The organism is Sessilibacter sp. MAH1, assembly GCF_054658315.1.
In genome coordinates, this window is record NZ_BAAGIC010000003.1 from 101,480 (window position 1) to 112,810 (window position 11,331).

Genomic DNA, 11,331 nt, shown 5'->3' on the forward strand with positions numbered 1-11,331 from the left:
AAAATATCCTTAAACCAAGAAATGGCACGTACAATAAAATAAAAAATTAGGTGTTTAGTTTTTTGTGAAGGTCGCTTTTAGCCAATGCGTTTCCAATTCAATGTTTCCCCGGCAAGCAGAGGTATTACCCGGCTGGTAGACGTTAGTGGTAACGACTCAGGAACCGTCCAAGGCGCTTTTTGCAGGGTGATGGTTTCTTTATTTCTGGGCAATCCATAAAAGTCGGCACCATTAAAGCTCGCGAACGCTTCTAGCTTATCGAGCGCTTGAGCATCTTCAAATGCTTGCGCATAAAGCTCTATAGCTGTGTACGCGGTGTAGCAACCAGCGCAACCACAGCTTGCTTCTTTCGCTGTCTGCGCGTGAGGTGCAGAATCCGTACCCAAAAAGAAACGCGTATTGCCGCTGGTAGCCGCTTTAATTAAGGCTGCCTGATGCGTATTTCTTTTTAAGACCGGGAGACAGTAGTAATGAGGTTTTACTCCGCCCACTAACAAGTGATTACGGTTGAATAGTAGATGATGCGCTGTAATTGTAGCAGCAATGTTGTCGCTGCTGCTTTCTACAAATTGAGCTGCATCTGCGGTAGTAATGTGTTCAAAAACGATTCTCAGCTCTGGGAAAGAAGCCGTAAGAGTTTTCAGTGTCGCATCAATAAAGGCTTTTTCGCGGTCGAAAATATCAATATGAGCACTTGTAACTTCGCCGTGTATCAAAAGAAGTAAGCCTTGACGCTGCATTTCTTCAATAACTCGATAAATGTTCTTGATATTGGTAACGCCGGAAGCTGAATTAGTCGTTGCGCCCGCAGGGTATAGTTTGCATGCGACTACGCCGGCCTTTTTCGCCTCAATCATGTCAGCTGGTGTGGTGTTATCGGTAAGATACACGGTCATTAGTGGTTGAAACGAGTAATCGCTCGGAACATGGCTGCTAATTCTTTGAGCATAGGCGACAGCGTGTTCGGCAGTAGTAATTGGTGGTACCAAGTTGGGCATTACAATAGCGCGAGCAAAAGTTTGAGCTGCATCTTTTACGGTTTGGGCGAGCGCTTCACCATCCCTTAAATGAATATGCCAATCATCCGGTTTGGTAATTGTAAGCGTTGTTAACTCACTCATTGCGGTTGAGACTTCCTAGCAGTTTAGAATTCATCGGATGATAACAGGAAACCGTATGTCGCGCTAAACAACGCATTGGGTAATTTTGACCTCAGTAGGTTTATTTCTATACACAATTAACTGGTCAATAACTGTCGCATCTTTTAAAGCAGTCCATACTTATGGATATGCTCCTACCAAAAAATCGAAAACTAAAGGTTAGTTCAGAAACGTGCGACTTTTCATTAAACGAACTCTTCTTAAAATTTACCTCTGCGTAATTTTGTTCGTAACGATCGTATTTCATGCTGCTTTTGCAGGTGCTGTGAGTTTTCGTCCAGCGCTTGAATCCAGTGAATGGTATGTACGAAGCTCCATATACGAATGCCGGATGTCGCAGATTATCCCAAATTTTGGGGAAGCGGTTATTACTCATCGCGCGGGTCTTGCAGTAAGTTTCCAGCTGTTCTCTGATTTACCAAAAATGAAAGCCGGCCGAGCAGCGATTCGAGTCACTAGTCCGTTTTGGAAGCCTGGTGGAGAGGTAACGCCTTTAGGTTTTGTTGATGTTTCCGAAGGTAAAACTACGCTCGATTTAGACGCGCAATTAACCAATAGAGTCATTGAGTCGTTATATCAAGGATTACAAGTAGAGGTAATTCGCCGCTCTCGATTCGATCCGGAGACATCGGTCGTAGTAAGTGTCTCGAACGTTAATTTCCGTGGAGCCTACGATAAGTATTTGGAGTGTTTAGCAACATTGCTCCCGGTAAATTTCGAACAGGTCGAACGAATCTCAATTAGTTTCGCCAGCGGTAAAAACTCGTTAGATTCTGAGTCGGAAGAAAAAATACAAAGAATTCTCACATTTGTTAATGCACAAACTGGCGTTCAATCAATTTACATTGATGGTCATACCGACAGCTTTGGGACTCGTGCAGAAAATCTCGAAATTTCTAAGCGCCGCGCCGAGATTGTAAAAAACTCCCTAGTGAGAGGTGGTGTTGATGAGTCAAAAATTTGGGTGCGGTGGCATGGCGAGCGATACCCCGTCGCATCGAATCGAACTCCATCGGGTAGGGCCGAAAATAGACGTGTAACCATTCGTTTAAGTAAAAATCCGCTTCCAGAAATTGCTTTCGATGGTATTGATGAAAATACCATGGAAGGAGAAAAGATGATGATCGAGGACAAGAATAACGACGAAAAAATGATGGAAGAAAAAAAACCTCTGTAGTTGAGACGTTATTTTAATCTTTTAAGCAATATAAAAAGGCTTTGAATTCGAATTTTCATTAGACCAAAGTCTAAAGGGGCGGTACCGATATAATTGGCTAGCTCAATTAATTGTTATTGTGTTCTATTTTTTCTGCAATTAATTTTAGGGATGTCTGATTTACATACCCTTGTTTTAATTGCGCGTAACAACCAAAACGCTGATTTTTAATTTTCTACAATTTCAATTACTTATCATCGTTGATAGTAGCGATACAGTTTTCACATTGGCAAACTCCCGGTTAATCGCTATTTTATTTTGCTACGAATCATTTACGTTAATTGAAAGGTAGCGTTTTATTATAAGTTGCAATTTATTTGCTGATGTAATCGACAGCCAGCTTTTAATAATTAGTAACTATTGTTCCAGACTGGTTTTACGCAGAGTTATCTCTCTTAGCTGCATTTGAGTGATTAATTTTGGAGAGCTCAAAAAATTTTAAATATTTGCCATGGGCATTTGTATTATTTATCAAGCGTAATAGGTTATTTGAGCTAGAATCCACCTAAAGTTTATTCATGTTGTGCTGTATTCCAGTCATTAGGAATAGATGTTTTATAAGCCTTTTAAAAACTTAAGCAATTGATTATAAACGCTGGGAATTGTGCTAAATTCCCGTTACAATGCGCGCCGCCCAAAATAAGGGTTCCGTAAAGTAATTCAGGAGTACCCATGTCTGCAGTTAAAAAAGTCGTACTTGCTTATTCAGGAGGTCTAGACACCTCTGTTATCGCTAAATGGCTTCAAGAAACCTATCAGTGTGAAGTTGTTACTTTTACTGCAGATATCGGCCAAGGCGAAGAAGTTGAGCCTGCACGTGCCAAAGCAAAAGCCCTTGGTATTAAAGAAATTTATATCGATGATCTGCGCGAAGAATTTGTTCGCGATTTCGTTTTCCCAATGTTTCGCGCTAACACCATCTATGAAGGCGAATACCTATTAGGTACATCTATCGCCCGTCCCTTAATTACCAAGCGTATGATCGAAATCGCTAATGAGACCGGTGCTGACGCTGTTGCTCATGGTGCTACCGGCAAAGGTAATGATCAGGTGCGTTTTGAGTTGGGTGCTTACGCGTTAAAACCCGGTGTTAAAGTTATTGCGCCGTGGCGTGAGTGGGATTTAACTTCCCGCGAAAAGCTAATGGATTATTGCGAGCAGCACCAAATCCCTGTGGATTTTGCTAAAAACAAGAAAAAGTCTCCTTATTCTATGGATGCTAACTTACTTCATATTTCCTATGAAGGAGGCATTCTAGAAGACCCATGGGCCGAAGCTGAAGCCGATATGTGGCGCTGGAGTGTTGCTCCTGAGCAAGCTCCTGATAAGCCGACCTACGTAGAATTGACCTTTGAAAAAGGTGATATCGTCGCCGTAGACGGCGAGAGAATGTCACCTGCGACTGTTTTGGCGACGCTTAATAAAATTGGCGGCGCAAATGGTGTTGGCCGATTAGATATTGTTGAAAACCGATATGTAGGAATGAAGTCTCGCGGATGTTACGAAACTCCGGGAGGCACAATCATGTTAAAAGCGCATAGGGCCATAGAGTCTATTACGCTAGACCGTGAAGTAGCTCATCTTAAAGACAGCCTCATGCCAAAATACGCCGAAATGATTTATAACGGTTATTGGTGGAGTCCTGAACGAAAAATGCTTCAAACCGCCATCGATCAATCACAACAGGTTGTAAATGGCGATGTTCGAATCAAATTGTACAAAGGTTATGTCGAAGTTGTAGGCCGCAGATCTGCTGACAGCTTGTTTGATGAAAAAATAGCAACTTTTGAAGACGATGCTGGTGCATACAATCAAAAAGATGCCGAAGGCTTTATCAAACTGAATGCATTAAGAATGAGAATTGCGGCCAATAAAGGCAGAAACAACTTTTAATTTTGTTTGTAAGGCAGCAACTACCATACCGTGTATTTGCTGCCCTACACAAAATGTCATCACATAAAAACAGACGTAAGCGCCAGATTTTAGTTGTATTTGCGTTTACCGAGGCAACTGGAGTTTGTGTTGGATTGGTAATAGAAAATCCAGCAAGCTTTATAGATTGTCCGTTACTTGCTGTATCAGATTAAGTATGTTGCCCTTAACAATTGGGCAATTAGCACTAATCCAAAAAATTATTGGTCGGTAGGTTTTTCCCACTTTTGGATCAAAGCTTAATAGACGATGTTTGCGCTATATTATCGCACCATCGAAAAAGGGCTATTTCTGCATACTTAAAACGGTATTAGTTGAGCTTCGAAAGCAATTGTTTTTTTAATATTCGCGCTATTTATCTGAGCTTAGAGACATGCCCCCAGCAAGAGTTCTGCTTTTGTTGGGTTTTGCTTAAGCTAAAGTTCTAACAGCTTGATGAGAGTCAAGCTAGAGTTCATTAGCCTCTCTAATATACCGCTGAATATATAAGTGCACTTTAGGGTAGAAAAAAGCACATTAAATATCCGGTTATTCAGGTATTTATCCGAATTAAAAATTCTAAATATTCATTAATTAGTCTAGGACGTCGCTATGGGAAGTCATTCTGTTGCAGTTGAGCAGCCGGCGTACGATTTTAAAATCGTACGTCAGTTCGCTGTTATGACCGTCATCTGGGGCGTGGTCGGTATGGCAGTCGGTGTACTGATCGCGTCTCAATTGGTTTGGCCTGAGCTGAACGATATATTTCAGCCGTATACACATTTTGGTCGTTTAAGACCGCTTCACACCAATGCGGTTATTTTTGCATTTGGTGGATGTGCACTGTTTGCCACTTCCTATTACGTTGTTCAACGTACGTGCCAGACCAAATTGTTTGGTGGAATTTTAATTCCGTTTACATTCTGGGGTTGGCAATTAGTTATCGTTCTTGCAGCAATTACCTTGCCAATGGGCATGACTTCTGCGAAAGAATACGCCGAGCTAGAATGGCCAATCGATATTTTGATCGCTTTGGTATGGGTTTCTTACGCGATCATATTCTTTGGTACTATTGCAACGCGTAAAACCTCGCACATCTATGTAGCGAACTGGTTCTACGGTGCATTCATTATTACCATCGCAGTGCTTCATATCGTTAACAGCGCGTTTATTCCTGTTACCTTGACTAAGTCCTACTCTGCCTACGCAGGTGCGATGGATGCGATGGTTCAGTGGTGGTACGGTCACAACGCAGTAGGTTTCTTCCTAACCGCTGGCTTCTTGGGCATGATGTATTACTTCGTACCCAAACAAGCGGGTCGTCCTGTTTATTCTTACCAGCTTTCAATTGTTCACTTCTGGGCGTTGATTTCACTGTACATTTGGGCTGGTGCTCACCATCTTCACTACTCAGCATTACCAGACTGGGCTCAAAGCTTGGGTATGGTTATGTCTTTGATTCTATTAGCTCCATCTTGGGGTGGTATGATCAACGGTATCATGACCTTATCAGGCGCATGGCATAAATTGCGTACCGATCCAACCCTACGTTTCCTAGTGGTTTCCCTTTCTTTCTACGGTATGTCGACCTTCGAAGGTCCGATGATGTCGATCAAAACTGTGAACGCACTTTCGCACGATACTGACTGGACCATTGGTCACGTACATTCTGGTGCATTAGGCTGGGTTGCGATGATTTCTATTGGTGCGGTTTACCACTTACTTCCTGTTTTAACTAACCGCAAAGAAATGTGGAGCGTTAAATTGGTTAACACCCATTTCTGGTTGGCGACCGTTGGTACTGTTTTGTACATCGCTTCCATGTGGGTAAACGGTATTACTCAAGGTTTGATGTGGCGTGCATTTAACTCTGATGGCTCATTGACTTACAGCTTTGTTGAATCTGTAGCGGCGAGTTATCCAGGTTATACCGTACGTGTTATTGGTGGTGCTATGTTCTTGCTGGGCATGTTAATCATGACCTATAACATGTTTAGAACTCTAGGTGCTGAGCAACCTGAAGCAAGCCAAGTTGAAGACGATTCTTCAATGCCACAAACCCAAACGGCTTAAGTCTGGAGTTATAACACATGAAAAATCATGACATAGTCGAAAAGAATATCTTCTTGATGGTGATTTTAGTTGTTGTCGCCATCAGCTTCGGGGGATTGGTGGAAATTGTTCCGCAATTCTTCCTTAAGCAAACTACTGAACCAGTAGCTGGATTAAAACCATGGCCTGCTCTACAACTAGAAGGCCGTGATATTTACATCCGCGAAGGTTGCCATGTTTGTCATACGCAAATGGTTCGTCCTCTTCGTGCAGAAGTAGAGCGCTACGGCCACTACTCAGTAGCGGGCGAGTCGGTTTATGAGCATCCATTCTTGTGGGGTTCTAAGCGTACGGGCCCAGACTTGGCTCGTGTTGGTCAACGCTACTCAGACGACTGGCACAAAGCTCACTTGTATAACCCTCGTAACGTAGTGCCTAAGTCCAATATGCCAGCATTCCCATGGTTGTTTGACAACCATTTAGATGGCGAACACACGGCTGCAAAAATGGAAGCTTTACGTAAAGTTGGTGTTCCTTACACAGATGAAGATATTGCTGGTGCTAAAGCAGCGGTAGAAGGTGTTACTGAGATCGATGCTCTAGTGGCCTACCTTCAAAATATCGGAATTTTGTTGAAACAAAAACGTTAATCAACATACGACTGTTATCGGAAAAATTATGGATATCAATGCGCTTCGTAGCATTTCAACAATACTAGTAATGATTGCATTTGCTGGTGTGTGTTGGTGGGCTTTTTCACCAAAACGCAAAAAGCAATTTGAAGAAGCTTCAAACCTAGTTTTTTCCGATGACGTCAACACAAAAAATAATCCTGAGGGTGAAGCTGGTCAGCCAGAGTCTGGGGAAGAGAGGCATAAATAGTTATGAGTACTTTCTGGAGTTTATGGATCATCGTTTTAACGTTGACCAATTTAGTTCTAGTTTTGTGGGTATTGTTAGCGAACAAGAAAGTTGCCGTTCGCGATGACGCAGACCCTGAAAATAAAACCACCGGCCACGTGTATGACGGTATCGAAGAATACGATAACCCGTTGCCAAAGTGGTGGTTCCAAATGTTTATTCTAACCATGGTTTTTGCTGTGTTTTATCTTGCAGCTTACCCAGGTTTAGGTTCGTGGAAGGGTCTTTTAGGTTGGACCTCTGTAAATCAACTTGAAGCTGAGCAAGAAAAAGCGCTTGAAAGCTATAAAGAGAGTTATGGTGTTTACAACGAGATGTCGATTGAAGAGTTGGCACAAGATCCTCGTGCAAACAAAATGGGTGCTCGCTTGTTTGCGAACAACTGTGCAGTTTGTCACGGTGCAGATGCTGGTGGTAACTTTGGATTTCCGAACTTAACCGATCACGATTGGTTGTACGGCGGTACACCAGACGCTATCAAAGCAACTCTAACAAATGGCCGTCGTGCTGCTATGCCAGCCTGGGGTAGTATCTTAGGTGAAGAGAAAATTGCTCAAGTTACCGAATACGTTTTGAGTGTTTCTGGCCGCGAGCATGACGCAGCGCAAGCTGAAGTTGGTTCTAAATTATTCTTGCAAAACTGCGCAATCTGTCATGGCGCCGATGCTAAAGGCCAACATATCACCGGTGCTCCAAACTTAACCGACGATATTTGGTTGTACGATGGTTCTCCTGCGGGTATTCGCCAAACTTTACGTAATGGCCGTAACGGTGTTATGCCTGCGCAAGGCGATAAACTACGTGAAGATAAAATTCATTTGCTAACGGCTTATGTTTATTCACTGTCACAAGATTTTGAATAAGCTGACATAAGTTACTCTTATGAATATCGAAATAGGCTGCTTCTGTTACAGAGCGGCCTATTTTTTTGTCTGAAAATAGGCAAGATTTGAAAATAATCAAATATATTTGAGATAGTGCAAACCAAGTTAAATTTTTTATTTTAGAATAACACGAAGTTTAGGAATTTATTTGTTTTATATTTATAAAATAGATAAGTGATACAGAAAACTCTCGCTTGAGAGAGTGATATTAAGAGCGTGATAATAACTACAATTGAGACCTTAAAATAACTTTTAGTTGGTTTTTTAAAGCTCAGAAATTGAAAGCGCAATTTCCAATTTCTTCACAACTTCAATCATTTTAAGTTAATCGAAGTTGGCGATGCATCTTTGTATCGCGTGAAACTCGTAAATACTCAGAGTTTCCCATTCTAAATAATGTAATTAAATATCCGTGAAGAGTTAGGTGCCCCCGTGTTAGACAAAATACCCACAAAAGAAATTTCTGACCCCGATCATTCGGATAAAAAATATTCCGACCTATATCAGGCTGCAAATAAGATCTACGTACGTAAGATCAGTGGATTTTATCAAAATATTCGAAAGTACACGGGACTGCCGCTTCTTCTCGGTTTCGTCATTCTTCCTTGGTTAATGATCGATGGTCGCCCTGCGGTTTTATTTGATTTACCAGAGCGTAAATTTCATATTTTGTGGATGACCTTTTGGCCACAAGACGGAATGTTTTTGGCGTGGCTATTAATTATTTCGGCATTTACCCTATTTACGGTTACCGTTTTGGTTGGACGCGTTTGGTGCGGATTTACCTGTCCACAAACGGTGTGGACCATGTTGTTTATGTGGGCCGAGCGAATTTGTGAAGGCGACCGAAACAAACGAATTAAATTGGATAGTCAACCTTGGAACACCAATAAAGTAATCCGTAAATCGTCCAAACATCTTTTATGGATCGCAATTGCGTTTATAACTGGCGTAACCTTTATTGGTTATTTTACGCCGGTACGTGAGTTGCTGTTGGGTTTTGTTCCTAGTGTTAATGATAATGGTAGCGTCGGCTGGAATATTCATCCTGCAGCGGCATTCTGGACACTCTTTTTCGCTGGTATGACCTATTTGAACGCGGGTTGGATGCGTGAGCAAGTGTGTAAATTCATGTGTCCTTACGCGCGTTTCCAATCGGTCATGTACGATAAAGACACCTTAGCGGTACACTACAACGCCAGTCGCGGTGAAAGTCGTGGTGCACGCAAACCCGGTGACGATTACAAAGCCGAAGGTAAGGGTGATTGTATCGATTGCTCTTGGTGTGTTCAGGTTTGCCCGGTTGATATCGATATTCGTGACGGCCTTCAATACGAATGTATCAACTGCGGTTTATGTGTGGACGCCTGCGATTCGGTAATGGATAAAATGAATTATCCTCGTGGACTGATCAGCTTTACCTCGCAGGATGCTCTGGAAACCGGTCATACCAACTTTTTTAGACCGAGACTGTTCGGCTACAGCTTTGCGGTGGTTGCAATGTTCGCCGCGTTTGTCTACGCCCTGTCTGATCGCGAGCCTTTGTCTTTTAACGTTGAACGCGACCGAGGTGTAAGAATGTATCGTGTTAGCGGTGACGACATTGTGAATGTGTACACCTTAAAAATCAGCAATATGGATCGAATTGATCATTATTACGATATTGGTGTTATCGGTGCAGAAGGTTTTGAATTAACGCACAAACCGGTATTTTTAGAAGAGGGCGAAGTGTTTACCGTGCCTGTTAGAGTCTCAATTCCAAGAGCGCAGTTGGAGACTACAAAAACAGAAATTTATTTAACGGTTACCGCGCGTGAAGATGAAAAGTTAACGGCAAAAAACAAAACATCGTTTATTGGTCCAGAAACTCATTAAAAAATAGAAAGCCTCAAATAGATATCTATTTGAGGCTTTTTTTAAACCGTATTAAAAGCTCGTGTGTTTTCAAATAGATAAAAAATAGCTGGCTAAGCCGACTTTTTATATTTTTCTAAGCAATACTTTTCTAGATGGCAATCTTCTGGATAATGGTTTTCTCTATCGTGTTTAAAAAGCTCTGAATAACTCAAAGGTTTCTAGAGTTTATCGTGACGCAAGTATATGACGTCAATTTTAGGCGCGGTAAGAGATTACAATTATGATGAAATTGAAAATTGCGTTTTCAATTTCTATCTCTCAATTAAATCACGAACGAGTAAATGAGTGGTTTTTTGTCAGGGATTTCATTAACAGATTTTAGAAACATTTTTTAACGAAATTTTAATGGAATTATTTTGGCGAACTTACTGAATTTTGTATCACGCCGTGATAATGAATAGCTAAGGATTTCATAAGATAAAAGCGATCTTTTTATTAGCTTTTTTCTATCAAGTCGCCGATTTTTTGAGTGTGTATTTCAGGTATGTTTCGCCGATTAACACCTGATTTTTTATCTGTTAACCCTGTTATTTAAACCCTTAGCGCGGTGGCTAGGTTTTTATCTTCCATTGCCAAAGAAATAACGAGAAAGATTCACGCTATTTCGTAGGTTCATCTCTAATTTTACTTTACAATGCTGGCCCCAATATCAATCAAGTCATAACAGCTGGCGGAAATTCATGGCGGCACAACCCGAAAAATCGAGTAACCCTTGGTACAAAGAAAGCTGGGCGTGGTTCTTATTAATACCCTTAATCGCTTCGGTTATTCTTTCAAGCATTATGGTTACCACAGCCTTTAAATATGGCGACGATGTTATAACCGATGACTACTACAAAAAGGGTCGGTTAATTAACCAAAGTCTTGAGCAGGTAGAACACGCCTACGAGATGGGTGTTACCGCGCGTATTGCATTTGACTTCTTAACAGGCGAAGTCAACATAGTCATGACCAAAGACTCTGGCGACGAACTGCCTTCAGTCTTATATCTGTATCTAGATCATCCGGTTGATGAAAACCTTGATCAGGTTCTAGAAATGAAAAAATTTGCGCCATTTAACTATCGCGCAGATTTGGATCGACCTCTCAAAAATCGCTGGTACTTGCGTTTGTTGCCAACGAACATTCCTTTGGCTCTGGTTGATCCTGAAGATTTAAAAGCTCAAGAAAACGAAGCGTTTGAACGTTGGCGGCTAAATGGTGAGGTTAATTTTGCCTTCCAGACCGACGTGAAGTTAATCGGGCAGGCTCCAGAACTTAAATAGCTTCG

The 11,331-nt window shown here is 41.7% G+C and carries 9 protein-coding genes; 8 read left to right on the forward strand and 1 reads right to left on the reverse strand.

The window, feature by feature from the left end:
- Positions 1-77 precede the first annotated feature (77 nt).
- Positions 78-1,121, reverse strand: coding sequence for a dihydroorotase (gene pyrC, locus ACYQ28_RS03935; protein WP_460048422.1), 1,044 nt, complete (start codon positions 1,119-1,121; stop codon positions 78-80).
- A gap of 304 nt (positions 1,122-1,425) precedes the next feature.
- On the opposite strand from pyrC, the gene ACYQ28_RS03940 reads away from it, so the two are divergent.
- The 8 genes from ACYQ28_RS03940 (at position 1,426) to ACYQ28_RS03975 (ending at position 11,326) form a co-directional block, all read left to right on the forward strand.
- Positions 1,426-2,337, forward strand: coding sequence for an OmpA family protein (locus tag ACYQ28_RS03940; protein ID WP_460164691.1), 912 nt, complete (start codon positions 1,426-1,428; stop codon positions 2,335-2,337).
- A 711-nt stretch (positions 2,338-3,048) separates the two neighbouring features.
- Positions 3,049-4,269: an argininosuccinate synthase gene (locus tag ACYQ28_RS03945; protein WP_460048418.1), complete on the forward strand. Its 1,221-nt coding sequence runs from the start codon at positions 3,049-3,051 to the stop codon at positions 4,267-4,269.
- A 630-nt stretch (positions 4,270-4,899) separates the two neighbouring features.
- Positions 4,900-6,360 (forward strand): cytochrome-c oxidase, cbb3-type subunit I, encoded by a 1,461-nt coding sequence (gene ccoN, locus ACYQ28_RS03950; protein ID WP_460048417.1) that lies wholly within the window; start codon positions 4,900-4,902, stop codon positions 6,358-6,360.
- A 17-nt stretch (positions 6,361-6,377) separates the two neighbouring features.
- Complete coding sequence (ccoO, locus tag ACYQ28_RS03955) at positions 6,378-6,989, forward strand: cytochrome-c oxidase, cbb3-type subunit II (protein WP_460048415.1); 612 nt, start codon at positions 6,378-6,380, stop codon at positions 6,987-6,989.
- Between the two features lie 28 nt (positions 6,990-7,017).
- Entirely contained in the window at positions 7,018-7,221 is a 204-nt protein-coding gene (locus tag ACYQ28_RS03960; RefSeq protein ID WP_460048414.1) for a cbb3-type cytochrome oxidase subunit 3, read from the forward strand.
- A 2-nt stretch (positions 7,222-7,223) separates the two neighbouring features.
- Complete coding sequence (ccoP, locus tag ACYQ28_RS03965) at positions 7,224-8,123, forward strand: cytochrome-c oxidase, cbb3-type subunit III (protein ID WP_460048413.1); 900 nt, start codon at positions 7,224-7,226, stop codon at positions 8,121-8,123.
- A 453-nt stretch (positions 8,124-8,576) separates the two neighbouring features.
- Complete coding sequence (gene ccoG, locus ACYQ28_RS03970) at positions 8,577-10,019, forward strand: cytochrome c oxidase accessory protein CcoG (protein WP_460048412.1); 1,443 nt, start codon at positions 8,577-8,579, stop codon at positions 10,017-10,019.
- Positions 10,020-10,741: 722 nt separating this feature from the next.
- Complete coding sequence (locus tag ACYQ28_RS03975) at positions 10,742-11,326, forward strand: FixH family protein (RefSeq protein WP_460048411.1); 585 nt, start codon at positions 10,742-10,744, stop codon at positions 11,324-11,326.
- The last annotated feature ends 5 nt before the right edge of the window (positions 11,327-11,331 follow it).

Bases quoted from the DNA above. Each gene is read 5' to 3' on its own strand.
- ACYQ28_RS03945 (WP_460048418.1), top strand. From the start codon at position 3,049: ATGTCTGCAGTTAAAAAAGTCGTACTTGCTTATTCAGGAGGTCTAGAC.
- ccoP (WP_460048413.1), top strand. From the start codon at position 7,224: ATGAGTACTTTCTGGAGTTTATGGATCATCGTTTTAACGTTGACCAAT.
- ccoN (WP_460048417.1), top strand. From the start codon at position 4,900: ATGGGAAGTCATTCTGTTGCAGTTGAGCAGCCGGCGTACGATTTTAAA.
- pyrC (WP_460048422.1), bottom strand. From the start codon at position 1,121: ATGAGTGAGTTAACAACGCTTACAATTACCAAACCGGATGATTGGCAT.
- ccoO (WP_460048415.1), top strand. From the start codon at position 6,378: ATGAAAAATCATGACATAGTCGAAAAGAATATCTTCTTGATGGTGATT.
- ACYQ28_RS03975 (WP_460048411.1), top strand. From the start codon at position 10,742: ATGGCGGCACAACCCGAAAAATCGAGTAACCCTTGGTACAAAGAAAGC.
- ACYQ28_RS03960 (WP_460048414.1), top strand. From the start codon at position 7,018: ATGGATATCAATGCGCTTCGTAGCATTTCAACAATACTAGTAATGATT.